The following is a 22,406-nucleotide window of genomic DNA, read 5'->3' as shown; positions in this document are numbered from 1 at the left end:
CAGGCTCACGCCTGGGGCCATGACTCCTTGGGGGAGACGTAGCTGCCGCGCTGGGCGACGGTGTAGATCCAGCCCTGCTCGCGCAGGACCGCCATGGCCCGCCGCACCGTCTCGCGCGCCACGCCGTACTGCTTCACCAGCGCCGTCTCGCCCGGGATGGGCCGTCGCGGCAGGTACTTGCCTGCCTTGATCTGCTCGGCGATCTCTCTGGAGATCTGCAGGTAGAGCGGCTCCTTGCGCTTCAGGCGCGGCCCGTCCGCCGACGGCCCGACGAAGGCGCCCTCTCCCTGGACGGTGTAGACCAGCCCCTCCTCGCGCAGCACGTGGACCGCCCGCCGCGCGGTGGTCCTGGCCACGCCGAACTCCTCCTGGATCTCCGCCTCGCTCGGTATCGGGTGCCCGGCGGAGAGCCCGGCGACCCGGTCCCGGAGGATGTCGGCGATCTGGAGGTAGATGTGGGTGTCCCCCTCGTAGTCGAGCACGTAAGAAACATAGGCCAAGGCGGGGCAAGAGCGCTCAAATCAAATCATCTATTCGGACGAAGCTCCCGCTGCATGAAGACAAGACCAGACGACCAGTCGTAGCCGTCGATTACGATCACTCCATGCGCAGCGCAGACGACACGGTCGACGGCGAGGACGTGCGCCGGCTCGTCGCCCTGGCCATCGGCGCCCTCAGGCACGGTGACCCCCGGTTGTGGGAGGCCAGGGCCGGCACGCTCGAATGGACGTGCTGGGAGACGTACGAGCACCTGGCCGGCTGCCTGTTCACCTACGCCGCGAGGTTCGGGCTCGCCACGCCCCCGGCGTCCTCGTTCCTGCCCTGGCGGGAGATCCGCGACCGGGAGGACGGGCCGGCGAGGGTCCTCGCCGCCGACCGTTCCTCGGGCCCGGACGGCCTGCTGGCCATCGTGGAGGCGTGCGGTGGCCTGCTCGCGTCCGTGGCGCGCACCGCCGATCCGGCCGCCGTCGCCCACCACGTCTTCGGGCCCGCAGATCCGGCGGGCTTCGCCGCGATGGGCGTGGTCGAGACGCTCGTGCACACCCACGACGTCGCTCAGGGGCTGCGCCTGGAGTGGTCGCCGCCGGGAGACGCCTGCGAACGGGTGCTGAAGAGGCTCTTCCCGCACGTCACCGTCGATCGGGACGCGTGGGAGGCGCTGCTGTGGGCGACCGGGCGCATCGCTCTCCCCGATCGTCCCCGGCTGGCCGAGTGGCGCTGGTACAACGAGCGGTCAGGCGCCGGCGGTGAAGGCCGGGTGCAAGGCCCTGGCCTCGGATGACGGCAGCAGGGGGCGGGCCGACAACCAGGCCGCCGCGCCCGCCGCGTCCCGCGCCGTGCTGACCGTATCGCCCGACAGCAGCTCCAGCACGGCCTCCCGTACGGGACCGTCGCTCGTCAGCACGCTGCCCGCGAGCACCACCGGCCCCGACACGTGCACCCGGCGCAGGGTCGCCACCAGGTGGTCGGCGGCCTCATGCGCGATCTTGACCGCCAGTGGGTCACCTGCCTCGGCCGCCTGGCTCACCAGCGCGGCCAGCGCGGCCAGCCGCATGTGGTCGGCCTGGGCCAGGCGGACGATGCGGGCGCCGGCGGCGCGCGGCGTGGCGGGCCGCTCGGCGCCGAGGAAGTGCCGCCCGACGAGGGTGAGGAGCAGGCCCTCGCCGCCGGGCGCCCGCCGCGGGCCGGAAGGCTCGGCGGGCGCGCCGGGAAGCAGGGACGAGACCGGCAGCCCCCGGTCCATGGCCTCGACCACGGCCTTGGCGGCCTCCCGGCCGATCCAGAAGCCGGAGCCCACGTCGCCGAGCAGCCAGCCCATGGCGTCGGCGGTCTGCGCCAGTTCGTAGCCCACGATCCGGGCCGCGCCCGCGCCCGTACCGGACAGCAGCAGCGAGCCGTCGGGCTCGGCGGAGCCGGCGGCGTAGGCGATGGTCAGGTCGCCCTCGTACCGCGGGCCCCGTGCGATCCCGTGCGCGGCCCAGAGCCGCGCCAGCTCGGGGACCATCTCGGCGACGTCCCCCGCCATGCCGACCATCGACGCGACCACCCGCTGCCCGCCGCCGGGCGGGAGGGCCGCCGTCAGCGCCTCCCCGAGGGAGGCCACGGCCTTGCCGAGCCCGTGGGCGGTCGGATTGCCCGCCCCGGCCCGCGCGTACCCGACCCGGGTGCCGTCCAGCGCGTGCACGGCGACCCGCGTGGAGGTGGCGCCCGCATCGACGCCGACCACTAGCGATTGCGTCACGGTCCGAGTCTGGGGGTTGACGCGACCAAGAAGCAAGAATAATTTTCGCCAGAAGACCGGGTATTCGGAAGGAATATTCGTGACTTCAGGAGCGCTCGCGCGCGTCGAAACGGAACTACCCGGTTTGCCGGAGGCCCTGCGCAGGGTCGGCGAGGTCATTCTCGGCGACCCGGCCGAGGCGGCCCGGTCGACCATCATCGCGCTGGCCGAGCGGGCGGGCAGCTCGCCCGCCACCGTGACCAGGTTCTGCCGGGCCTTCGGGTTCTCCGGGTACGCCGAGCTGCGCGTGGCCCTGGCCACCGAGACGGGCAGGGCGGCGCAGGCGGGCTGGGGCGCGGGCGTCGGGCACGAGATCGGCCCCGACGACCCGCTCGACGCCGCCATCGAGGTGATGGCCGCCGCCGACACCAGGCTCATCCAGGACACCGCCGCCGGGCTCGACCCCGACGTGGTCGCCCAGGTGGCCGACGCCATCGTGGCCGCGCCCCGCGTCCTCCTGGTAGGGGTCTCCACCAGCGGCAACGTCGCGACCATGCTGGAAGGCCGGCTGCGCCGCATCGGCATCCCCGGCTGGAGCGCGGGCGACGCGCACGTGGCGCTGTCGGAGGCGGCGCTGCTGAAGGACGGCGACGTGGCCATCGGCATCAGCCACCGGGGACGGACGCGCGAGGTCATGGAGGCGCTGGCCGAGGCCGGCAGCCACGGCGCGCTCACCGTCGCCGTCACCTCCTTCGCCCGCTCGCCGCTCGCCGAGCTGGCCGACCTGGTGCTGACCACCGCGAGCAGGGAGACCACGTTCAGGCTCGGCGGGCTGGCCGCCGTGCACTCGCAGCTGTTCGTGCTGGACGCCGTGTACGTGGCGGTCGCGCAACGCACCTACGAGCGCACGAACGAGGCGTTCGAGCGCACGATCAGCGCCGTGGAGAGCCATCGGGTGGAGAGGGGCCCATGACGTACGCAACCAAGGTCCTCGATCTGGCGCGCCAGGTCGCGGAGAGCCAGGCGGAGCCGGTGAGCCGGGCGGCCGCGCTGCTCGTCGCGTCCATCAGGGCGGGCGGCGTGGTAAACGCTTTCGGTTCGGGGCATTCCGAGGCCATCGCCATGGAGATCGCCGGGCGCGCGGGCGGCCTCGTCCCGAGCAACCGCCTGAGCCCCAGGGACCTCGTCCTGTACGGCGGGCAGCCGCCGAGCGTGCTCACCCCGGAGCTGGAACGGGACCCGGCGGTCGCGCGGCAGATCTACGACCTGGCGCCGGTCGCGCCCGAGGACGTGTTCGTGCTGGTGTCGAGCTCCGGCGTGAACGGCACGGTCGTCGAGCTGGCCAGGATCGTCAAGGACCGCGGCCACCCGCTGATCGCGATCACCTCGGTCGAGCACAGCACCCGCATGACCTCCCGCCACCCGTCGGGCAGCAAGCTGCTCGACCTGGCGGACGTCGTGCTCGACAACGGCGCGCCGTACGGGGACGCCATCCTCGACCTGCCCGGCGGCGGCAGCTACGGTGCGGTTTCCACGATCACCTCGGCGCTGCTGGCGCAACTGGTGGTCACCGAGGCGGTGGACGCGCTCGTCGCGCTCGGCGAGACACCGCCCATCTACCTGTCGGTCAACGTGACCGGCGGCGACGAGCACAACCAGGCTCTGGAGACCCGCTACGCCGGGCGCATCAGACGCGGAAAATGAAAGGTCAGGAGTAGTCACCATGGCTAACACCCCCCATATCAGCAGGCGCGAACTCCTTCGCGGCGCGGCTCTCGTGCCCGTCGCGGGCGCGCTGGCCGCATGCGCGACGCCGGCGGCCCCGCCCGCGGCGTCGAGCTCGGCGGCCCCGGCCGCGACCAGCGCGGCCAACCCGTTCGGTGTGGACGCCAAGAAGCCGCTGGAGGTGTGGATCTTCGACGGCGGCTTCGGCCAGCAGTACGCCACCGACATCCACCAGCCGCTGTTCAAGAGCAAGTACGCCGGCATCGAGGTCAAGCACAACTCGACCAAGGAGATCACGAAGGTCCTCCAGCCGCGCTTCGCCGGCGGCAACCCGCCCGAGGTCATCGACAACTCCGGCGCCAACAAGATGGACTTCGGCGCCCTGGCCCAGGACGGCCAGCTCCAGGACCTGAGCCCCCTGCTCGACGCGCCCTCCTGGGACGACCCCAACGTCAAGGTGCGCGACACCATCGACCCGTCCGTCATCGAGATCGGCACCTACGACGGCAAGTTCAGCGTCCTGGGCTACGTCAACTACATCTTCGGCATCTGGTACTCGCAGAAGGCCTTCAAGGACAACGGCTGGGAGATCCCCAAGACCTGGGACGAGTTCCTCGCCCTGTGCGAGACCATCAAGAAGTCCGGCAAGATGGCGCCCTTCACCTACGCGGGCAAGCACCCGCAGTACGCCTACGAGCCGCTGCTCACCATGGCCGCGAAGATCGGCGGCAAGGAGGTGCTCGTCAACCTCGACAACCTCGAGGACGGCGCCTGGAAGCAGGAGGCACTCAAGACCGCGGCCGAGAACATGGCCGAGGTGGGCGCCAAGTACCTCCTGCAGGGCACCGCCGGCCTCGACCACGTGCAGACGCAGACCGCGCAGAACAAGTACCAGGTCGCCATGCTCCCCAGCGGCTCCTGGCTGGAGAACGAGCAGAAGTCGACCACGCCCGAGGGCTTCGACTACGCGATGTTCCCCATCCCGGACATCACGGGCTCCGACGCGATGCCGTACGGCACGCTGCACACCCAGCCGGGCGAGGAGTTCATGGTCTCCGCCAAGAGCGCCCACCCGCAGGCGGGCATGGAGTACCTGCGGGCCATGCTCTCCAAGAAGGCGGCCGGCGAGTTCAGCACCCTGGTCAAGACGGTCACCGTGGTCAAGGGCGCCAGCGAGGGCCTGACGATCTCGTCCGGCGTGACCAGCGCCTCCGCGGCGGTCGCGGCGGCGGGCGCCAACACCGTCTACTACCGCGGTTTCGGCTGGTACGGCCCCCTCAACGACGAGGCCAAGGCCGCCACCGGCGAGCTGATGACCGGCGGCCTGACCCCTGACGCCTACCTCGAGCGCATGCAGAAGAAGGCCGACGAGATCAAGAAGGACTCCTCGATCAAGAAGTACCAGCGCTGATGCTCTTCAACAGATATCGCCGTGGGCTGTTCATCGCCTCGTTCCTGGCAGCCCCGGTGATTCTCTACCTCATCTACGTGATCTCGCCGAACATCCAGGCGTTCTACATGGCGATGACCGACTGGCGCGGCGTGACCGCCACGCCCAACTTCATCGGCCTGGAGAACTTCCAGCGGGTGCTCGGGGACAGCGTCTTCTGGAAGGCCGTCACGCACAACATCGGCCTGCTGGTGTTGTTGCCGGCGATCACCATCGTCATCGCCCTGTTCTTCGCCTATCTGTTGAACCTGGGCGGCAGCAAGGGGGTGTCGGGGATCCGCGGGTCCACCTTCTACCGGGTGGTCTTCTTCTTCCCGCAGGTCCTCGCGGTCACGATCGTGGCCGTCCTGTTCCAGCAGGTGTTCCGGCCCGACGGCAGCGGCATGCTGAACGGGCCGCTGATGGCGCTGGGCATCGAACCGATCGGCTTCCTGTCGGACTCGGGCATCGCGTTCTGGTCGGTGCTCGGCGTCCTGGTCTGGCAGGCCGTCGGCTTCTACGTCGTGCTCTTCTCGGCCGGCCTGGCGGGCATCCCGAGGGACGTGTTCGAGGCCGCGCAGATCGACGGGGCCAACCGGTTCACCCTGTTCTTCCGCATCACGCTCCCGCTGCTGTGGGACACCGTGCAGGTCGCCTGGGTCTACCTGGGCATCCTGGCCATGGACGCCTTCGCGATCGTCTGGGTGATGACCCTTCAGCAGGGCGGCCCCGACTGGTCGACCACGGTCATGGCGGCCGAGATCTACCGGAACGCCTTCGGGTACTTCCGTTTCGGATACGCCTCCGCCCTCGGCGTGGTGATGTTCCTCTTCACGGTGGGCTTCGCGATCCTTTCGCTGCGCCTGTCGCGGCGCGAACGAATCGAGTACTGAGAGATGGCAACGATGACCCCAGTGACGTCCGCCGGGGCGCCATCGAGGAGCGCCGCCCGCGAGGAGCGCAAGCGGCGCCTCGGTCCGCTGGGTGTGCTGACGCACCTCACGCTGGCGATCTGGACCCTCCTGGTGATGGTGCCGATCATCTGGACCTTCCTGGCCTCGGTCAAGAGCGAGGACGAGATCTTCGGCGCCGCGTGGTCGCTGCCGTCCACGCTGAACTGGGACAACTTCGCCAGGGCCTGGGAGCAGGCACGCATCGGCCAGTACATGATCAACAGCGTCATCATCGTGTCGTTCAGCACGTTGGGCACGATGCTGATCGGCTCGATGGCGGCGTACGTGCTGGCGCGTTACCCCTTCCGCGGCAACCGCGTGATCTACATGCTGTTCGTCGCGGGCATGGCCTTCCCGTTCTTCCTGGCGCTGAGCCCGCTGTTCTTCGTGGTGCAGAACATGGGCTCGGTGCCGGTGATCGGGCCGTTCATCGGGCTGAACACGTACGCCGGCACGATCCTGGTCTACATCGCGTACTCGATGCCGTTCACGATCTTCTTCCTGTCGGCCTTCTTCCGTACGCTGCCGACGGGGGTCGCGGAGGCGGCGATGGTCGACGGGGCCTCGCACACCCGGGTGTTCTTCCAGATCATGTTGCCGATGGCCAAGCCGGGCATCATCAGCATCACGATCTTCAACATCCTGGGGCAGTGGAACCAGTACCAGAAGCCGCTGATCCTGCTGCAGGACCGCGAGAAATGGGTGCTCACCCAGGGCATCGCCGACATCTCCACCGCGGCCGGCTACGACGCCGACTGGGCGGCCCTGTTCGCCGCCCTGACCCTGGCCATCCTCCCGATGCTGGTCGTCTACACCGTCTTCCAGCGCCAGATCCAGTCCGGCCTCACCGCCGGCGCCCTGAAATAGCTCGCATGCCGGACATTCCCGGCTTAGGGTGCGGAGTGTGACTGGCGACATCCGCGCGTTGCTGGCCCGCCACCTGCCCGGCTACCGGGTGCGCTCCATCAACCGGCTCGGCCACGGCCTCGACAACTTCGTGTACGAGGTCAACGACGAGCTGCTCGTACGGCGGAGCAAGGTGGCGGACCCCCAGGCCGGCCGGCAGGAGGTCGCCCGCCTGGCGGCCGTCAGAGAGCTGTCCCCGCTCCCTGTCCCCGAAGTGGTCTTCGCCGACGACGAGACCGGCACGATCGCGTACCGCAAACTCCCCGGCACCCCCCTCAACCAGCACCAGAACGGTGACCTGGACCCGGCACGCCTCGCGGAGCCGCTGGGCGCCTTCCTCAGCGCCATCCACGGCGCCGTCCCCGGCACCATGCGCGACCTCGCCCCCCTCGACGTCTACCCGGCGCCCACCCTCCTCCAGGACGCCGAACTCGACTACCGGGACGTCGAGCGGCACGTCCCCGAAGCCCAGCGCGCGCTCGTGGAGCGCTTCCTCCACGAAACCCCGCCCGACGAGCCCCGCTCCCTCCGCTTCTGCCACAACGACCTGGGGGCCGAGCACGTCCTGGTGGACCCTGGCACCAGCACGATCACCGGCATCATCGACTGGACGGACGCCGCGATCACCGACCCCGCCCACGACTTCGCCCTGATCTACCGCGACCTGGGCCCCGACATCCTCGACCGCACCCTGACCCACTACGACTTCCCGGTCACCGGTGAAGACCGGGCGAGGATCCGCTTCCACGCCCGCTGCGCGCTGATCGAGGACCTGGCGTACGGCCTGAGCACCGGCCCCCGCCACTACGCCGACGCCGCCCTCTCCCACCTGACCCGGACCTTCGAGGAGTAGGCGGGCCGTCGCGCCCCACCCGTTGCCCGCTGGGGCGGTTGCCCGCCGGTGCCCGCCCCGAGCGGTCCTCGCTCCGCTCGGCCTGTCCTTCCCGGGGCGCGCCTGCGGCGCGCAAGGTCATCGCGAGCGGCGCTTCGCGCATGGGGCTCAGCCGTTCCCCCAGTCGGGGCAAGCCCCGACCCCTGCAGGCCTTCGCTCCGCTCAGGCGCTTATCCAGGCGCAGGCTGCGCCTGCGCGTCCCGGGTTGCCCGGTACGCATCCAGCGATCAACGTGGACCAGGGAAGGCCATGACGCAGGAGCCGGTGTCGCTGACCGAGCCGACCGAGGCGGGAGCCGTGGGCCGTCACGGGGAACGGGCCCGCGGCAGAGGAAGTCCTACTCGCCGATGGTCGCCGTCCAGTTCCCGCGCTTCAGCGTGATCACCCCTGCCGGGCTGATGGTCACCTTCGCGCCACGGATCGGCAGCTCGCCGGCTCTCAACCAGTACTCGCGTACTCGGTCCAGCAGGTCGTAGAGGCGGCGCGGCCCGCCCTGATGGACGATCACCTTGCCGTCCCTCTCCTCGGCACGGGCCCACGACCCGTCTTCATGAGCCATGAGAGCGATCTGATCAGGCTTGCTGTCGTACGTGACGAACCGATGCTCGATCCCGGGCGCGACGAGCTCCAGCATCGTGTCCACGTCCCACGCCTCGACCACGTCCAGCACCGGGTAGGGGCTGGCCTCGACCTGCTCGCCCTCCTCGGTGCGGGCACGGTCGAGGACGGTCAGGTCGCGGGCCGGGTAGTCGGCGCCCGCTCGGGTGCGCATGAACCCGGCGCGGTCCCATTCGACCCGTCCTGCCGCGCCGCCGTTCTCCTGCTTGTCGGCGGTGATGATCAGGCTCGTACCGGCGATCGTGGTCACCAGCCGGCCGCCCGGCTTCAAACCGAGCAGCCAGGAGGGCGGGATCGGCCTCACACCCACGGTGGCGATGATCCGGTCCCCTTCCCAGTCGATCGGGCCGGTGGCGTCCGCGGTGAGGAGCGTCGGCCGGTAGCCGATCTCGCCCAGCTTCCGCTGGGCGGCCTCTGTGAGGTACCCGTCCACGTCGATCGCCGTGACCTTCGTATGTCCCACGCGGGCGCACAGGAGAGCCGTGCCATAGCCGGTGCCGGTGCCCACGTCCAGGACTGTGGACCGGCTGTCGAGCGAGGCGTGCCGGAACATGCTCACGAGCAGGCCGGGCAGTGTGCTCGACGACGTCGGCGATCCCCGCAGACAGGCGCCGGGTTCGGCGTGGTCGGCATGGACGTCGGCGACCCGCGTGACGAGGGTCCAGTCGCGGTAGGCGGTGGCCAGCCATCGATCGTGGCCGTCGCTGCCGACGCGCAACTTCCAGCCGTCCGCGGTGTGCGCCCACCAGCGGGGAACGAACGGGTGGCGCGGGGTGCGGGCGACCAGTTCGCGCCACCGCGACCCGGGCGGAGCCGTCGTGTCGGCGAGATGGCGGGCGTGGTCCTTCCAGGAGTGCATGAGCAAATACTCACCTGCCGCGTCCAGGCGGTTCACCGGTTTCCTGCCTCGGGCATGCGGGGGACGGGGACGGGCAGCATGAGCGCGTTGCCCTCGCAGATGGTTTCGGCCGGTTTGCAGTCGTTGCTGTCCGATGCCGGTTGGCACTCGCTGTCCCGCTGGCGGGGCACCTGCGCAAGCAGGTCGTGCCAGGTGGCGCCGTTCAGGATGCCGGCCAGCGGGGTGGCACGCACGTTCCCGGCGGAGGGAAGGAAGCGGGACAGGACGCACATGCGTACGTCGCCGTCCCAGGAGACGGCGGCGCGGCCGTCGCCGCACTGGCCGCACAGTTCGCCGACGCTCGGCTCCTTGCGCAGGTGCCCGGTGGCGCGGCCGACCGCGCGGACCCGGTCCACAGGGCCGACCCGACGGACACCTAGCGCGATCATCTCGGCTCCGGCCTCCTGGGCACGCTGACCCCCCTCGCCGAGATCGACGATGGCGACCTTGAGCGGGATGCAACGCTCCAGCGCAGCGACGATGTTGGCCCGGGTCGCGGCGTGGCTGCCCGCGCGGCCGGTGATCCTGTCGTGCTCGGCAGGCACGTCGCTGTAGTACGACGTCGCCAGCGTCAGGTTCGGATGGGAGTACAGCTCCCACAGCCGGGCGGTGACGCGCATCAGATTGGAGTACACCTGCACGGACAGCCCCACGCCGAGCGCGTGTTCGGCCAGGCGCAGGAAGTCCGGGTGCAGGGTCGCCTCGCCGCCGATGAGCTGGACCGTCGTGATGCCGGCGGCAGGGGCGGTGTCAATGAGGTGTTCCCAGTCGGCCCGGGTCATCGTGCCGTGACCCTTGGTCGGGCCGGCGTCTGCGTAGCAGAGGCTGGGGCACCGCATCTGGCACCGCTGGGTGAGCTCCAGTTCGAGGAACCACACGGGGTCCAAACCTGCCATGGGGTCGGTGCTGGCTGGGTCAGCCGTCATGATGGTGCTCTTTCGTGAGGCGGGGTCTGTCTCTTCTGTGCCGAGGGGTGAGAGGCATCAGGGGGGCCGGTCACGGCCCCTTCGCGTCAGGGCGCTGGTAGGCGGAGCCCATGGGAGTAGCGTTGCCGATACGGTGAGTCACCGTCCAGGTGTGCAGTGTCCGCCGGATGTCCGCTGCGTCCGCGGACACTGCCGAGCATCACAGGGAGCGCCGCGTGGGCATGGAACCGTTCGGCGAGGCGCTGCGGCGTCTACGTCTACGCGCCGGCCTGTCGGTGCGTGAAGTGGCTCGCCGAGCCACCTGCGGCAAGAGCTACGTTTCGGATCTGGAGCATGGACGACGGCGCGGCCCGAGCATGCCTGTCGCACAGGCGCTCGACAAGGCGGTGGGCGCGGGCGGAGAACTGGTGGCTCTTGCGAGCGTGGTTGCTAATCTCACAAATGGCGCTGATGCGGTGGAGGGGGACGGGGACGAGGTGAGACGCCGGGAGTTCGTCGGGCTGACAGGGGCGGCCTTGTTCGATGCGGTCCTTAGCCCTTCCGACGACTCCGCCCGAGCCGGTGGCGCCATCGAGGCACTCGCCGAAATCCTTGTCGATCATGCTCCGTCTTCCGGCGGCCCCATGGACCTTCCCTCCTTAGTCACAGCGGTCAGGGCGGCCAAGCGGAACTATCAGGCCTGCCGCTACTCCCATCCTTCCCCGGCCGGCCTCTCCGTCTACGGATCGCTCCTCCTGCGCGGCGCCATCGCCGCCACTCACAGTGGCGAACGGCACACGATCACCGAGTTTCTGGACGAGGCCGCGGAGGCCGGCGCTCGGCTCGGGCATGAGGGAAACCACATGTGGACCGCGTTCGGCCCCAACAACGTCCTGTGCCATCGCGTGAACATCGCCATCCGTCTCGGCGACGCCGGCGCGGCCATCGAGTACGCCAGGCAAGTCGAGATCGACAAGCTGCAGGCCAACGAGCGAAGGGCCGGCCTTCTGCTCGACACCTCACGGGCATTCCTCATGAGAGGGCAGCACGAGAAGGCCCTCCACATCCTGCGAGCCGTCGGCGACCTGGCGCCGCAAGAGATCGCAGGCCGTGCCGCCCCGCTTCGGCTGGTCCGTGACATCTCGGCCACCGCGCCGCCGACCCTGCGCCGCGAAGCCCGCGAGTATGCCGCATCCTTCGGAGTCGACGCATGACCGAGCCTGACAAGATCCTCTACGTCGTGGTGTGCGCGGCCGGCCCCGCCGCGGAGGTGGGCCGGCTCATCGCGCCGGCGCAGGACGCGGGATGGACCGTCCAGGTCATCGCGACTCCACCGGCGTTGAACTTCATCGACGTGCCCCGGCTCGAACGGCAGACGGGCCGCCCCGTCCGCAGCCGATACCGCAACCCGGGCGAGTCGAGGTCGCCCCGCGCGGACGCGATCATCGTGGCGCCGGCCACCTACAACACCATCAACAAGTTCGCCCAGGGAATCGCCGACACCTATGCCTTGGGCGTGCTGTCCGAAGCTCCGTGTCTGGGCATCCCGGTCGTCGTCCTGCCCTTCGTCAACAGCGCCCTGGCCGCCCGCGCTCCCTTTCTCCACAGCGTTGCGGCCCTCCGCTCCGAGGGGGTGCGCGTGCTGCTCGGGCCCGGCGAGTTCGAGCCGCACCCGCCCGGCTCCGGCGGTAGCCGCTTCGACTCCTATCCGTGGGCACTTGCGCTGGCAAAGCTCGCCGAGACTGCCTGAACGTCGCAAGGGGCGACGAAGCTGTGGAGGTTCCGCCCGTCTCCGGACGCTCCTCCGGCAGGCTCGGCGTGCCGCAGCAGGAACCGTTCCGGGCGGGACTCTTCCGAACCGGGCGAAGGGCATGCGATGCTCCCCGGCATGACGAAAGCCGACGACAAGTCACAGCCCGCACCGCGCCTGAGCTTGCTCGACTTCTACGCCGGCCGTTCGACACTCCGGAACACGGGGACCGTGGGCGTCGTCGCCGGCCTGCTGCTCGCGGTGATCCAGTTGAACAGCGATCGGGACCCGCTGTGGGTGCTGTTCTTCCTGGCCCTCGCCGCCATCGGCGCCCTGATCAGGATCGAGGCCGCGATCCGCGACGCCAGGCGTTGAGGGCGGCCACCAGCGGGCCCGGCGGGCTCGTCACAAGCGCGGCGTGAACTGGTTCAGGTCGTAGATGCCGAGCGTCCTCTCGATGTCGGCCACCTGCCCGACGACGCCGGTGAAACCCGCGGCGCCGAACCGGCGGTGCTCCTCGGCCTCGAAGGTCTCGGCCATCTCGGTGAACTCCTTGGGCGGGATGACCTCCCGCATGGCGGGAAAGACCACGGTGTCCTCGCGGGCCTCGTGCGGCTCGTACATGCGGACGAAGGCGGCCATGTCGGCGGCCAGGCCGCGACGGGCCTGCGGCGGGGTGGGCGTGGCGGTGGCGTCCAGGATGCGGCCGGTCAGGACGCGTCCGCGCTGGTGCTGGCGGATCAGGACGGGGACGATGTCGGTCAGCTTGCCGGCTCTGACCAGGCGCGGGAAGACGTAACGCTCTTCGAGTTGCTCGTGGTACTGCTCGATGAAGGTGCGGATGATGCCGGCGCCGGCGTGCAGGGGCTGGGCGGGCACCTGATCGCCGGAGTTGATCCGGCGGATGCCCTCCCGGTAGATCAGCAGGACGCGTTTGAGCACGCCGTGCTCGCGCATGAGGTCCTCCGGCGGCGTGACCGCCACCTCGTCGGCCTGTTCCGGGGTGGGGGCGGACGGTGTGGGTGTCGCGGCGCTGCTGGCTTGACGTGCGGTGCCGCACCCGGCCAGCACCGCCGAGCCGCAGGCCAGGGCGACGGGCAGGCCGAGCATCTCGCGGCGGCGCACGCCCGGCGTCTCGCGGTCGTCACGTGTTTCGTTGCTCATCGTCGGCTTCCCGATTGGTCCTGACCGGTCCCGATGCGGGCTGGCCGGACCGCATCACCACGGATGTCTGCCCGGCTGCCGGCGATGTGACGCGGCAGCCGGGGTAATGCTTACCTCTGCCCGGCCGGATCGTGGCACCGCCGGTGGCCGTCGGCCTGCGGACGGGCCGCTGATCAGGACAGGAGGCCGCGCCAGCGCTCGGTCGACTGCAGCATGTCCAGGCTGATGTGTTCCAGGAACGTCCCGCCCCGGGCCAGCCGGCGTCCCACGGGAGTGTCGTCCCCGAACAGCTTCGCCGCCGCCTTCGCGGCCTCCGCCGCTTCGAGCGTCTGCCGTGCGCCGGTCGTCATCGAGTGGTACCAGGTGTCGTCGTCGATCACGTAGATGTCGCGACGCCGCCGCTCGTCGCGCTCGCGCCTGATCAGCTCCTGCTGGATCAGGTAGCGCACGGCCATCGAGACGGACGCCGGGCTGACCTTCAGCCTGCGCGAGAGCTCGGCCGCGGTGAGCCGGCCCTCCTCGGACAGGAGCAGGCCGATGAACACGCGCGCCATCATCTTCGGCAGCCCCATCCTGACCGCCATCTCGATGACCTCGTCCTCCGCCTGGCCCGCGCCCGGCGTTCGGGACGCGGACGGGGGTGTCGGCGTGCCGCGCCGTGCTCGCCGCTCGGTCGCCCGGTGCGCCTGCTCGGGCCGGTAGCGGCCGGGGCCGCCGTTGCGGCCGATCTCCCGGCTGATCGTCGAGGTCGATCGGTCGAGCCGCCGGGCGATCTCGGCGTAGGGGAGTCCTTCTGCGAGGCCGGCGGCGATGCGGTGGCGGTCCTGTTGGGTCAGTCGTCCTCCTGGCATGGCTTCATTGTTGCGTTCGCAGGTACCTTCTTGCAACGCGGCTTTGCGTTCAGATGCAGCGTCAACGCATCAATTTACAGGCTGTGAACTGGTAAAACGCGCTTCTGTTGTTGACGGGAATTTTGAACGCAACGTAGCTTTCACAGCATGTCAAACGAGTACTGTCGCGAAGAGCCGGCCATGTCGCTCGTCGCCTGGAACTGGAGATGAGCGCGATGCGGACCATGGAGACCTTGGGCCAGAGCCGCGCCGTCCCCGCCATCTCGGTGACGGGACTGCGCAAGTCGTACGGCTCGCACCGCGTCCTGGACGGCATCGACCTGGCCATCCCCAAGGGCATGATCTTCTCCCTGCTCGGCCCCAACGGCGCGGGCAAGACCACGACCGTGCAGATCCTGTCCACCCTGATCAAGGCCGACGCCGGCGAGATCCGGGTGGCCGGGCACGACGTGACCACAGAACCGGACAAGGTGCGCGCCGCGATCGGCGTCACCGGCCAGTTCTCCGCCGTCGACAGCTTCCTCACCGGCGAGGAGAACCTGCGGCTCATGGCCGACCTGCTCCACCTCGGCCGCGCCACAGGGCGGGCACGTGTCCGCGAACTGCTCGAACGCTTCGACCTCACCGGCGCCGCACGCAAGCCCGCGGCCACCTACTCCGGCGGCATGCGCCGCCGGCTCGACCTGGCCATGACCCTGGTCGGCACGCCCGAGCTCATCTTCCTCGACGAGCCGACCACCGGCCTGGACCCGCGCAGCCGCCGCGCCATGTGGCAGATCGTCAGGGACCTGGTCGAGCAGGACGGCGTGACCATCTTCCTGACCACGCAGTACCTGGAGGAGGCCGACGAGCTCGCCGACCGCATCGCCCTGCTCAGCCAGGGCGGGCTGGTGGCCCAGGGCAGCCCGGAGGAGCTCAAGCGCATGGTCCCCGGCGGCCACATCGTCGTGCGCTTCGCCGACCCCGACGGCTACCGCAGGGCGATCTCGCACCTCGGCGCCACCTCGCACGACGACGCCGCGCTCACCGTCCAGGTCCCCGGCGCCGGCGGCGTCAAGACGCTGCGAAAGCTCCTGGACCGGCTGGACACCCACGGCATCGAGGTCGCCGAGATGACGGTGCACACCCCCGACCTGGACGACGTCTTCCTCGCCCTGACCAAGGAGCCCACCCGATGAGAGCGATCACCGACTCGGCGACCATGCTGCGCCGCCAGGTCACGCACATCTGGCGTTACCCCACGTTGATCCTCACCTACACCGCCGTCCCCGTGGTGTTCCTGCTGCTGTTCGTCTACGTCTTCGGCGGGGCCATGGGCGCGGGCATCGGCGGCGACCGCGCGACCTACGTCGGCTACCTCGCGCCCGGCATCATGATCACGACGATCGCCGGGGCCGCGCAGGGGACCACGATCTCGGTGGCCATCGACATGACCGAGGGCATCGTCGCCCGGTTCAAGACCATGGCCATCGCCCGGGTCTCGGTGCTCACCGGGCACGTGCTCGGCGCGCTGGTGCAGAACTTCATCGCGATCGCGGTGGTGACCCTGGTGGCCGTGCTGGTCGGCTTCCGCCCGTCCGCCTCGGCGCTGGGCTGGCTCGGCGTGGTCGGCGTGCTGGCCATGTTCACCTTCGCCATCACCTGGCTGTCGGTGGCGCTCGCCATGGTCACCAAGAACGTGGCCACGGCCAGCAACCTGTCGATGCCCCTGATGGTGCTGCCCTTCCTCGGCAGCGGCTTCGTCCCGACCGAGTCGATGCCGGCCGCTCTGCGCTGGTTCGCCGAACACCAGCCGTTCACGCCCGTCATCGAGACCCTGCGCGCGCTGCTGGCCGGACGTCCGGCGGGCGAGAGCCTCGCGGAGGCGGCCGCCTGGAGCGCGGTCATCGCCCTGGCCGGATACCTGTGGGCACGCAGGCTCTACAACCGGTGAGCATCCCGCGACCGGCCGTCAAGGCCTCCCCGTGATCGACACCGATGCCGGGACCGGCCCCGGCGGGGCGAGCCTGAAAAGCATTCGCGAAGCGCGCGGCCGATCTGCTTGGCTGCCTGCCATGACATCGTCCGTCTGGGTAGGAGAGCGCGTCCGCTTGCGTGGCAGGGAGCCCGAGGACTGGGAGGCGTTCCACGCCTTCGACGAGGATTCCGACGCCATCAGGAACGGCTGGCGGCTGGAGCCGCCGAGGTCGGCCGCCCGGGCGAGGAAGGAGTCGGCCGAGCACGCCGAGAAGGAGCTGGACCTCGACGAATTCTCCCTGGTCATCGCCGCGAAGCAGGACGACGCGCCGGTCGGGTCGATCATCACGCACGGGGTGGACCGGGTGCACGGCACCTTCGCCTACGGGATCTCCATCGGCACCCCGCACCACCGCAAGGGGTACGCCAGCGAGGCGATCGTCCTGCTGCTGCGTTACATGTTCTTCGAGCGTCGCTTCCAGAAGGCCGAGGCGTGGGTCTACAGCTCCAACGAGCCGTCCCTGGCCCTGCACCGGCGGCTGGGGTTCGTGGAGGAGGGGCGCCGGCGCAGGAGCCGCTACGCCAACGGCCGCTATGACGACGAGTTCCTCTTCGGGATGACGGCCGAGGAGTACCTCGAGCGTCACGCCTGAGCGGCCAGCGGGCTCGTGCCGCGAGCCCACACCGGGGTGCCGTCGACGCGTGACAGGCGCCAGCCTTCGGAGGAGCGGGTGGCCTCGTAGTGGAAGCGCTCGCTGAGGGTGTAGCGGGGTTCCGGGGCGGTCCGGCCGTCCGGCGTGCCGTCGGGGGTGAAGGTCACGATCACGTCCGCTCGGACGGTGGCGTGGTCGCCGTCCACCTCCACGAGGGGGTTGTGGACGAAGTGCTGGACCCGCTCGGTGGTGGAGTGGTTGCGGGAGGCCTGGGCGATGACGGCCTCGCGGCCGGTGGCGAGGCCGCCGGGGGTGCGGACGCTGATGTCGTCCGAGAAGACGGATGACAGGCCGGCGAAGCGGCCCTCGTCCATGCAGGCGTAGAGGCGGTAGATGAGCTGGGTGACGTCCGCGCGGTCGGTTGCGGTGACGGGCATGGGACTCTCCCCGGTTTCGTTGGTGGAGCCAATGTTTATGGAACTAACGATACACGGAGATTGTGGGTCGCGCCAATGGAGTTGGTACCTTTGCTCGCGTGGAGAGAGCCGAGGACCCGATCCCGCACCGGCTGCGAGTCCTGCCGAGCCGGCTGGTCAACCAGGTCGCGACGTCCGCCAACCGGCTCGTCGACCAGGCGCTCGCCGGGCCCGGGTTGCGCCGGTACCACTACTCGCTGCTGGCCGCGCTGGAGGAGTTCGGGCCCGCCAGCCAGGCCGCGCTGGGGCGGCGTACCGGCATCGACCGCAGCGACATCGTGGCGACCGTCAACGAGCTGGCCGAGCGCGGGCTGGTCGAGCGCAGCCCCGACCCGGACGACCGGCGGCGCAACGTCATCACCGTCACGCCGGCGGGCGCCCGGCAGCTCGCGGAGCTCGACCGGCTGCTCTCCGGGGCGCAGGACGAGCTGCTCGCGGCCCTGACCAGGGCCGAACGCGAGCAGCTCATCGGCCTGCTCACCAGGGTGGCCGACCACCACGACGCCCCTCAGTGAGGCAGGGCTGAGCGCAGACGGCGCGTCGCCGTCACCACGTTGGCCAGCGACGCCTCGACCTCCTCGTACGTACGCGTCTTCAGCCCGCAGTCCGGGTTGACCCAGACCCGCTCCACCGGCAGCGCCTGAAGAGCCCGCCGCAGCAGCGACTCCACCTCCTCGGCGGACGGCACCCGGGGCGAGTGGATGTCGTACACGCCGGGCCCGAGCCCCCGCCCGAACGCCGACACCGCCCCCAGGATGCGCGCCCCCGACCGGGCCGACTCGATGGTGGTGACGTCGGCGTCCAGGCCGTCGATGGCGGCGAGGATCTGGTCGGCGTCCGAGTAGCACAGGTGCGTGTGGATCTGGGTGCGGTCGCTCGCCCCCGACGTGGCCCGCCGGTAGGCCGCCACCGCCCACTCCAGGTACTCGGCCTGCGCGGCTCGGCGCAGGGGCAGCAGCTCGCGCAGGGCGGGCTCGTCCACCTGGATGATCGACAGCCCGGCCGCCTCCAGGTCCCGCACCTCCTGCCTGATCGCGTCCGCCACCTGGAGGACGACGTCCCGCAGCGGCAGGTCGTTGCGCACGAACGACCAGGCGACGATCGTGACGGGCCCGGTGAGCATGCCCTTGACCGGCTGGGACGTCAGCGACTGCGCGTACGCGGCCCACCGCACCGTGATCGGCGCGGGGCGGCCGACGTCGCCGTGCAGGATCGGCGGCCTGGTGCAGCGCGACCCGTACGACTGCACCCAGCCGTTCCTGGTGACGGCGAAGCCGTCGAGGTGCTCGGCGAAGTACTGCACCATGTCGTTGCGCTCCGGCTCCCCGTGCACGAGCACGTCGAGCCCGAGCCGCTCCTGGACCCTGATCACCCGCTCGATCTCCGCCTCGACCCGCCGCTCGTAGTCGGCCTGCGACAGCGTGCCCGAGGCCACCGCGGCGCGGGCCGCGCGCAGCTCGCCGGTCTGCGGGAACGAGCCGATGGTGGTGGTCGGCAGCGGCGGCAGCCGCAGGTGCCCGGCCTGGGCGGCGGCGCGGACGGCGTACGGGGAACGCTCCTGCGCCGGCACCGGCCCGGGCTCCGGCAGCAGCGCCACGGACGGCTCGTCGTCCCCGAGCAGCGCGTCGGGCCCCGAGCCGAGGGCGTGGGCGGAGGCCAGCGCCACCACCTCGGCCACCTTCTCCTCCGCGAACGCCAGCCGCCCCCGCAGCTCCGGCTCCAGGCCGGGCTCGTCCGCCAGCGAGTAGGGCACGTGCAGCAGCGAGCACGACGTGCTCACCACGACCTGCGCGGCCCGTACGGAACCCAGGGCGGCCAGCGCGCGGCCGGGGGAGGTCCGCCACACGTCCCGCCCCGACACCACGCCCGCCACCACGATCTTCCCCGTCAGGTCGGCCACGGGGACGCCGCCCCGTACGAGGTCGACCCCGATGGCCTCCACCGGCGTGCCGGCCAGCACCGGCAGCGACTCCCCGAGCTCGCCGAAATAGGAGGCCACGAACAATCCGGGCCGCGCCGCCGCCGACCCCAGCCGCTCGTAGGCCGCCCGCACCGCGGCCAGCTCCTCGGGCGTCCGGTCGCCCACCAGGGCCGGCTCGTCGAGCTGCACCCACGCGACCCCTTCTGCGGCCAGCGCGGCCAGCAGCTCCTCGTAGCAGCCGAGCACCTCGTCCAGCCGGTCCAGCGCCGAGCCCAGCAGCAGGAACGTCACCGGCCCGACCACCACGGGCCGCGTCTCGAACCCCAGCGCCCGCGCCTGCCGCACCTCGCCCAGCGGCTTGCTCGCGTCCAGCTTGAACACCGTGCCGGGCCCGATCTCGGGCACGATGTAGTGGTAGTTCGTGTCGAACCACTTCGTCATCCGCAGCGGCGCCAGCCCCTCGGTGCCCCGGGCCATCGCGAAGTAGGGGTCCGCGGCGTCCCGGTAGCGCTCGGGCACCGCGCCGAGCAGCACGGCCGTGTCCAGCACCTGGTCGTACAGGGAGAACGTGTTCGACGGCAGCCCGTCGAGCCCGAGCTCCGCCAGCCGGCGCCAGGTCCGCTCCCGCAGCTCGGCGCCCACCCGGTCGAGGTCGTCGCGGGTCGAGCGCCCGCTCCAGTACGACTCCAGCGCCCGCTTCAGCTCCCGCCGCGGCCCGATGCGCGGGTATCCGAGCACCGTGGACTCGGCGAACCGCAATGAAGGCGATGAGGGCAATGAGGACATCTTCTGAGGCTCCCTTGAGATCGTTCAGGTCGCTCGCATCGTGCCGACTGCCCGCCCGATCGTGCACCATGGATTGGTGCTGCTTATGCTCAGGGAGATCCACTGCTTCACCAGGGTCGCGGAACGGCTCAGCTTCTCGGCCGCCGCCGCCGACCTGGGGATGTCCCAGCCCGCCATGAGCCAGGCCATCACCCGCCTCGAACGCGCCACCGGCTCCAGGCTCTTCGAGCGCTCGGCCCGCGAGGTGCGCCTCACGGCGGAGGGCAAGGCGCTGCTCGTGCACGCCGAGCGGGTGATCGAGTCGGTCGAGGCGTTCGGCGCGGAGGCGGCCCGGCTGGCCAGGCCGACCATTCACCTGGCTTATCCACCCCTCGTGGGCGTGCTGGCGGCGCGGATCGTCAGGCGGCTGGCGGGCCGCACCCCGGCGATCGGGGTGGAGCTGCGCGCGGCCGGCCGGAGCGCGGCGGCGCGGGCGCTGTCGGACGGGGAGGTGTCGGCGGCGATCCTGGCCACGCCGGCGCCCGCGCAGTTCGTCACGGCGGCCAGGTTCCACGTCACGGTCGATCACCTGGCCGTCCCCGCCGGGCACCGGCTGGACTCGCGCCCCCGGGTGACGGCGGACGAGCTGGGCGGCCACGTGCTCCTCGCCCCGGGCACCCGCCCCTGGCCGGGGCTGCCGGGCCGCTCCCGGCTGGTGGCCGACGACGACTTCGGCGCCGCGCTCGACCTGGTGGCGGCGGGCGCCGGGCTGCTGCCCATCCCGCAGCTCCTGGCCAGGACCATCAGGCGGGACGACGTGCGGTTCGTGCCGCTGGAGGCGGGGGACCTGCGCATCACGTACGCGCTGGCGTGGTCGAGGGAGCGCGTCACCCCGGAGCTGATGGCCCTGGTGCAGGCCGTGCAGGACGCCCTGTGGACTAGGTGACGGGGATGTTCTTCAGCGCCTCACGGCGGCTGAGCCCCGAGATGCCCTTCGCCTTGACGTACCGGACGACCTCGCCGGGGTTGGTCTTGGCGTATTCGCGTAACGCCCACCCGATCGCCTTGCGGGCGAAGAAGTCGTTGTCGGACAGGCTGGGCTCGATGCACGCGTACAGCAGCGCGGTGTCCGTGCGCGACTTGAAGCGGTTCTGGCACAGGATCGCGGTGCGCCGCTTCCACAGGTCGCCGTCGTGCGCCCACTCCAGCATGAGCGGGCGCATCGTGTCGGGGTAGGCGGCGAGCAGCCCGCCGACGCGGTGCGTGGCGAGCTCGTCCACCAGATCCCACCAGGCGCCCGAGACGATCATCTCCTCGTACATCGGCACCGTGTAGAGGGTCTGGAACTCGCGGTACAGGTGGTAGCCGGACAGCTCGACGGCGGCGTAACGCTCCTCGCGGTACTCGGCCTCCCGCCACAGCGTCAGCACCGCCCGCCGCCACTCCGGCGCGCTCTCCAGCCGGTGCCCGGCGAAGACGCGCCGCAGCGCCGCGCGCCTGGGCACGGCCTGCACGCCCAGGAACGGCATCGTCGACTTCATGTAGGCCTGCATGGCCTCGGCCTTGCCGGGCTCGGCCGCCTCCTGCAGTGCCAGCCGCACCGCCTTGCCGAGGCTCATCCCTTGTGGGTGGTGCGCTCGCCCGTCGCGAGCCCGTCGAAGAGCACCGTGATGTAGTGCTCGGCCAGCGCCGTGGTGTTGAGCCTGCCGCCGGGGCGGAACCAGCGCACCGCCACCCAGATCGTGTCGCGGATCATCCGGTAGGTCAGCTTCGGGTCGACGTCGGACCTGAACAGCCCGGCGGCCTGGCCGGCCTTGATCTGTGAGACCCAGATCTGCTCGACCTCGTCCTCGGCCTTGACGAGGTAGTTGAAGCGCTCGAACTGGCGCAGGTAGTTCCAGTCGTTCTGCATCACCGTGATCGCGGCGCGGTGCGGCTCCAGCGTGCCGAAGCCGATGCGGACCATCTCCGACAGCACCGTGCGGGCGTCGGAGCCGGACTCGAGCGCGGCGCGGTAGCGGGCGATCAGGTCGTCGAGGAAGGTGGACAGCACCTCGTCGACGATCGTCTCCTTGGAGTCGAAGTGGTGGTAGAGACTTCCTGAGAGGATGCCGGCCTCGTCGGCGATCTCGCGTACTGTCGTGGCTTGGAAGCCCTTGCGCGCGAAGAGCTCCGCGGCGAGCTTGACGAGGTGGTCACGGCGCTCGGACGCCGACCCCGACGAGGTCGTGCGCTGGCGCTTCGCCGGGGTGGTGGTCGTGCCGGAGTTCTTTCGCGTGGTCACGTTCCCATTATGGGCCCTCAGACAATCGCTTGTTCGCCT

25 protein-coding genes are annotated in these 22,406 nt (G+C 70.7%); 15 read left to right on the top strand and 10 right to left on the bottom strand.

All coding sequences use genetic code 11. The features are described from left to right. Nucleotides 1-5: 5 nt before the first annotated feature. Nucleotides 6-482 carry a GntR family transcriptional regulator gene (locus ACBJ32_RS25945; RefSeq protein ID WP_357870002.1) on the bottom strand — a complete coding sequence of 159 codons (477 nt, stop codon included), beginning with the start codon at nucleotides 480-482 and terminating at the stop codon, nucleotides 6-8. A 122-nt stretch (nucleotides 483-604) separates the two neighbouring features. Here ACBJ32_RS25945 and ACBJ32_RS25940 point away from each other — a divergent pair, with 122 nt between their 5' ends. Next, nucleotides 605-1,282, top strand: a complete 678-nt coding sequence (locus ACBJ32_RS25940) for a hypothetical protein (protein ID WP_375128891.1) — start codon at nucleotides 605-607, stop codon at nucleotides 1,280-1,282. Here the strand turns inward: ACBJ32_RS25940 and ACBJ32_RS25935 are convergent. Further along, a complete protein-coding gene (locus tag ACBJ32_RS25935) occupies nucleotides 1,235-2,242 on the bottom strand; it encodes an N-acetylglucosamine kinase (RefSeq protein WP_375128890.1) in 1,008 nt (335 codons plus the stop codon). The genes ACBJ32_RS25940 and ACBJ32_RS25935 overlap by 48 nt on opposite strands. 79 nt (nucleotides 2,243-2,321) lie before the next feature. On the opposite strand from ACBJ32_RS25935, the gene ACBJ32_RS25930 reads away from it, so the two are divergent. Genes ACBJ32_RS25930 through ACBJ32_RS25905 form a run of 6 tightly spaced genes read left to right on the top strand, consistent with a single transcriptional unit; the run spans nucleotide 2,322 to nucleotide 8,087 of the window. Then, entirely contained in the window at nucleotides 2,322-3,194 is an 873-nt protein-coding gene (locus tag ACBJ32_RS25930) for a MurR/RpiR family transcriptional regulator (RefSeq protein ID WP_357870011.1), read from the top strand. Beyond that, nucleotides 3,191-3,925 (top strand): sugar isomerase domain-containing protein, encoded by a 735-nt coding sequence (locus tag ACBJ32_RS25925; RefSeq protein ID WP_375128889.1) that lies wholly within the window; start codon nucleotides 3,191-3,193, stop codon nucleotides 3,923-3,925. The genes ACBJ32_RS25930 and ACBJ32_RS25925 overlap by 4 nt, the downstream gene beginning before the upstream one ends. A 19-nt stretch (nucleotides 3,926-3,944) precedes the next feature. Further along, nucleotides 3,945-5,357 (top strand): N-acetylglucosamine/diacetylchitobiose ABC transporter substrate-binding protein, encoded by a 1,413-nt coding sequence (gene ngcE, locus ACBJ32_RS25920; protein ID WP_375128888.1) that lies wholly within the window; start codon nucleotides 3,945-3,947, stop codon nucleotides 5,355-5,357. Next, on the top strand, nucleotides 5,357-6,268 hold the full coding sequence (locus ACBJ32_RS25915; RefSeq protein WP_357870021.1) for a sugar ABC transporter permease: 912 nt from the start codon (nucleotides 5,357-5,359) through the stop codon (nucleotides 6,266-6,268). The genes ngcE and ACBJ32_RS25915 overlap by 1 nt, the downstream gene beginning before the upstream one ends. Before the next feature lie 12 nt (nucleotides 6,269-6,280). Beyond that, a complete protein-coding gene (locus ACBJ32_RS25910; RefSeq protein ID WP_375128887.1) occupies nucleotides 6,281-7,195 on the top strand; it encodes a carbohydrate ABC transporter permease in 915 nt (304 codons plus the stop codon). A gap of 37 nt (nucleotides 7,196-7,232) precedes the next feature. After that, the gene (locus tag ACBJ32_RS25905; protein ID WP_375128886.1) at nucleotides 7,233-8,087 is read left to right on the top strand and encodes a phosphotransferase family protein; all 855 of its coding nucleotides are present in this window, start codon (nucleotides 7,233-7,235) and stop codon (nucleotides 8,085-8,087) included. 376 nt (nucleotides 8,088-8,463) lie between these two features. On the opposite strand, the gene ACBJ32_RS25900 is transcribed toward ACBJ32_RS25905, so the two are convergent. Then, entirely contained in the window at nucleotides 8,464-9,603 is a 1,140-nt protein-coding gene (locus ACBJ32_RS25900; RefSeq protein WP_375128885.1) for a methyltransferase domain-containing protein, read from the bottom strand. A 32-nt stretch (nucleotides 9,604-9,635) separates the two neighbouring features. After that, nucleotides 9,636-10,568, bottom strand: coding sequence for a radical SAM protein (locus tag ACBJ32_RS25895; RefSeq protein WP_375128884.1), 933 nt, complete (start codon nucleotides 10,566-10,568; stop codon nucleotides 9,636-9,638). Between the two features lie 221 nt (nucleotides 10,569-10,789). Here ACBJ32_RS25895 and ACBJ32_RS25890 point away from each other — a divergent pair, with 221 nt between their 5' ends. The 3 genes from ACBJ32_RS25890 to ACBJ32_RS25880 all read left to right on the top strand — a co-directional run bounded on the left by ACBJ32_RS25890 (nucleotide 10,790) and on the right by ACBJ32_RS25880 (nucleotide 12,672). After that, complete coding sequence (locus ACBJ32_RS25890) at nucleotides 10,790-11,761, top strand: helix-turn-helix domain-containing protein (RefSeq protein WP_375128994.1); 972 nt, start codon at nucleotides 10,790-10,792, stop codon at nucleotides 11,759-11,761. After that, entirely contained in the window at nucleotides 11,758-12,297 is a 540-nt protein-coding gene (locus tag ACBJ32_RS25885; RefSeq protein ID WP_375128883.1) for a flavoprotein, read from the top strand. Before ACBJ32_RS25890 ends, ACBJ32_RS25885 begins: the two co-directional genes overlap by 4 nt. 138 nt (nucleotides 12,298-12,435) lie before the next feature. Beyond that, nucleotides 12,436-12,672, top strand: a complete 237-nt coding sequence (locus ACBJ32_RS25880) for a hypothetical protein (RefSeq protein ID WP_375128882.1) — start codon at nucleotides 12,436-12,438, stop codon at nucleotides 12,670-12,672. A 30-nt stretch (nucleotides 12,673-12,702) separates the two neighbouring features. On the opposite strand, the gene ACBJ32_RS25875 is transcribed toward ACBJ32_RS25880, so the two are convergent. Both ACBJ32_RS25875 and ACBJ32_RS25870 read right to left on the bottom strand, forming a co-directional pair. Beyond that, nucleotides 12,703-13,461 (bottom strand): hemerythrin domain-containing protein, encoded by a 759-nt coding sequence (locus ACBJ32_RS25875; RefSeq protein WP_375128881.1) that lies wholly within the window; start codon nucleotides 13,459-13,461, stop codon nucleotides 12,703-12,705. 173 nt (nucleotides 13,462-13,634) lie between these two features. Then, nucleotides 13,635-14,312, bottom strand: coding sequence for a helix-turn-helix domain-containing protein (locus ACBJ32_RS25870; RefSeq protein WP_375128880.1), 678 nt, complete (start codon nucleotides 14,310-14,312; stop codon nucleotides 13,635-13,637). Nucleotides 14,313-14,518: 206 nt separating this feature from the next. Here ACBJ32_RS25870 and ACBJ32_RS25865 point away from each other — a divergent pair, with 206 nt between their 5' ends. The 3 genes from ACBJ32_RS25865 (at nucleotide 14,519) to ACBJ32_RS25855 (ending at nucleotide 16,921) form a co-directional block, all read left to right on the top strand. Continuing rightward, nucleotides 14,519-15,490 (top strand): ATP-binding cassette domain-containing protein, encoded by a 972-nt coding sequence (locus ACBJ32_RS25865; protein ID WP_375128879.1) that lies wholly within the window; start codon nucleotides 14,519-14,521, stop codon nucleotides 15,488-15,490. Continuing rightward, the gene (locus ACBJ32_RS25860) at nucleotides 15,487-16,245 is read left to right on the top strand and encodes an ABC transporter permease (protein WP_375128878.1); all 759 of its coding nucleotides are present in this window, start codon (nucleotides 15,487-15,489) and stop codon (nucleotides 16,243-16,245) included. The genes ACBJ32_RS25865 and ACBJ32_RS25860 overlap by 4 nt, the downstream gene beginning before the upstream one ends. A gap of 157 nt (nucleotides 16,246-16,402) precedes the next feature. Then, nucleotides 16,403-16,921 (top strand): GNAT family N-acetyltransferase, encoded by a 519-nt coding sequence (locus ACBJ32_RS25855; protein ID WP_375128877.1) that lies wholly within the window; start codon nucleotides 16,403-16,405, stop codon nucleotides 16,919-16,921. Here the strand turns inward: ACBJ32_RS25855 and ACBJ32_RS25850 are convergent. Continuing rightward, nucleotides 16,912-17,358 carry a nuclear transport factor 2 family protein gene (locus ACBJ32_RS25850; RefSeq protein ID WP_375128875.1) on the bottom strand — a complete coding sequence of 149 codons (447 nt, stop codon included), beginning with the start codon at nucleotides 17,356-17,358 and terminating at the stop codon, nucleotides 16,912-16,914. The two genes, ACBJ32_RS25855 and ACBJ32_RS25850, sit on opposite strands and share 10 nt — an antisense overlap. Before the next feature lie 98 nt (nucleotides 17,359-17,456). Here ACBJ32_RS25850 and ACBJ32_RS25845 point away from each other — a divergent pair, with 98 nt between their 5' ends. After that, entirely contained in the window at nucleotides 17,457-17,912 is a 456-nt protein-coding gene (locus ACBJ32_RS25845; protein WP_375128874.1) for a MarR family winged helix-turn-helix transcriptional regulator, read from the top strand. Here ACBJ32_RS25845 and metE read toward each other — a convergent pair. Then, nucleotides 17,906-20,104: a 5-methyltetrahydropteroyltriglutamate--homocysteine S-methyltransferase gene (gene metE / locus ACBJ32_RS25840; protein WP_375128873.1), complete on the bottom strand. Its 2,199-nt coding sequence runs from the start codon at nucleotides 20,102-20,104 to the stop codon at nucleotides 17,906-17,908. The genes ACBJ32_RS25845 and metE overlap by 7 nt on opposite strands. A gap of 85 nt (nucleotides 20,105-20,189) precedes the next feature. On the opposite strand from metE, the gene ACBJ32_RS25835 reads away from it, so the two are divergent. After that, nucleotides 20,190-21,029: a LysR family transcriptional regulator gene (locus tag ACBJ32_RS25835; RefSeq protein ID WP_357871622.1), complete on the top strand. Its 840-nt coding sequence runs from the start codon at nucleotides 20,190-20,192 to the stop codon at nucleotides 21,027-21,029. Here ACBJ32_RS25835 and ACBJ32_RS25830 read toward each other — a convergent pair. Together ACBJ32_RS25830 and ACBJ32_RS25825 are read right to left on the bottom strand one after the other, a co-directional pair. Further along, entirely contained in the window at nucleotides 21,022-21,702 is a 681-nt protein-coding gene (locus ACBJ32_RS25830; RefSeq protein WP_375128872.1) for a DNA alkylation repair protein, read from the bottom strand. The two genes, ACBJ32_RS25835 and ACBJ32_RS25830, sit on opposite strands and share 8 nt — an antisense overlap. Next, nucleotides 21,699-22,367, bottom strand: a complete 669-nt coding sequence (locus ACBJ32_RS25825; RefSeq protein ID WP_357870048.1) for a TetR/AcrR family transcriptional regulator — start codon at nucleotides 22,365-22,367, stop codon at nucleotides 21,699-21,701. The genes ACBJ32_RS25830 and ACBJ32_RS25825 overlap by 4 nt, the downstream gene beginning before the upstream one ends. Nucleotides 22,368-22,406 lie beyond the last annotated feature (39 nt).

The organism is Nonomuraea sp. GTA35, assembly GCF_041950525.1.
GTDB lineage: Bacteria > Actinomycetota > Actinomycetes > Streptosporangiales > Streptosporangiaceae > Nonomuraea.
Note: the sequence above shows the minus strand (reverse complement) of the source record. Positions and strands in the feature narration are given on the sequence as shown.

Excerpts from the sequence above, each read along its gene's own strand:
- ACBJ32_RS25940 (WP_375128891.1), top strand. The coding sequence starts at position 605 with ATGCGCAGCGCAGACGACACGGTCGACGGCGAGGACGTGCGCCGGCTC.
- ACBJ32_RS25925 (WP_375128889.1), top strand. The coding sequence starts at position 3,191 with ATGACGTACGCAACCAAGGTCCTCGATCTGGCGCGCCAGGTCGCGGAG.
- ngcE (WP_375128888.1), top strand. The coding sequence starts at position 3,945 with ATGGCTAACACCCCCCATATCAGCAGGCGCGAACTCCTTCGCGGCGCG.
- ACBJ32_RS25915 (WP_357870021.1), top strand. The coding sequence starts at position 5,357 with ATGCTCTTCAACAGATATCGCCGTGGGCTGTTCATCGCCTCGTTCCTG.
- ACBJ32_RS25910 (WP_375128887.1), top strand. The coding sequence starts at position 6,281 with ATGACCCCAGTGACGTCCGCCGGGGCGCCATCGAGGAGCGCCGCCCGC.
- ACBJ32_RS25900 (WP_375128885.1), bottom strand. The coding sequence starts at position 9,603 with ATGCACTCCTGGAAGGACCACGCCCGCCATCTCGCCGACACGACGGCT.
- ACBJ32_RS25895 (WP_375128884.1), bottom strand. The coding sequence starts at position 10,568 with ATGACGGCTGACCCAGCCAGCACCGACCCCATGGCAGGTTTGGACCCC.
- ACBJ32_RS25890 (WP_375128994.1), top strand. The coding sequence starts at position 10,790 with ATGGAACCGTTCGGCGAGGCGCTGCGGCGTCTACGTCTACGCGCCGGC.
- ACBJ32_RS25885 (WP_375128883.1), top strand. The coding sequence starts at position 11,758 with ATGACCGAGCCTGACAAGATCCTCTACGTCGTGGTGTGCGCGGCCGGC.
- ACBJ32_RS25880 (WP_375128882.1), top strand. The coding sequence starts at position 12,436 with ATGACGAAAGCCGACGACAAGTCACAGCCCGCACCGCGCCTGAGCTTG.
- ACBJ32_RS25875 (WP_375128881.1), bottom strand. The coding sequence starts at position 13,461 with ATGAGCAACGAAACACGTGACGACCGCGAGACGCCGGGCGTGCGCCGC.
- ACBJ32_RS25870 (WP_375128880.1), bottom strand. The coding sequence starts at position 14,312 with ATGCCAGGAGGACGACTGACCCAACAGGACCGCCACCGCATCGCCGCC.
- ACBJ32_RS25865 (WP_375128879.1), top strand. The coding sequence starts at position 14,519 with ATGAGCGCGATGCGGACCATGGAGACCTTGGGCCAGAGCCGCGCCGTC.
- ACBJ32_RS25860 (WP_375128878.1), top strand. The coding sequence starts at position 15,487 with ATGAGAGCGATCACCGACTCGGCGACCATGCTGCGCCGCCAGGTCACG.
- ACBJ32_RS25850 (WP_375128875.1), bottom strand. The coding sequence starts at position 17,358 with ATGCCCGTCACCGCAACCGACCGCGCGGACGTCACCCAGCTCATCTAC.
- metE (WP_375128873.1), bottom strand. The coding sequence starts at position 20,104 with ATGTCCTCATTGCCCTCATCGCCTTCATTGCGGTTCGCCGAGTCCACG.
- ACBJ32_RS25835 (WP_357871622.1), top strand. The coding sequence starts at position 20,190 with ATGCTCAGGGAGATCCACTGCTTCACCAGGGTCGCGGAACGGCTCAGC.
- ACBJ32_RS25830 (WP_375128872.1), bottom strand. The coding sequence starts at position 21,702 with ATGAGCCTCGGCAAGGCGGTGCGGCTGGCACTGCAGGAGGCGGCCGAG.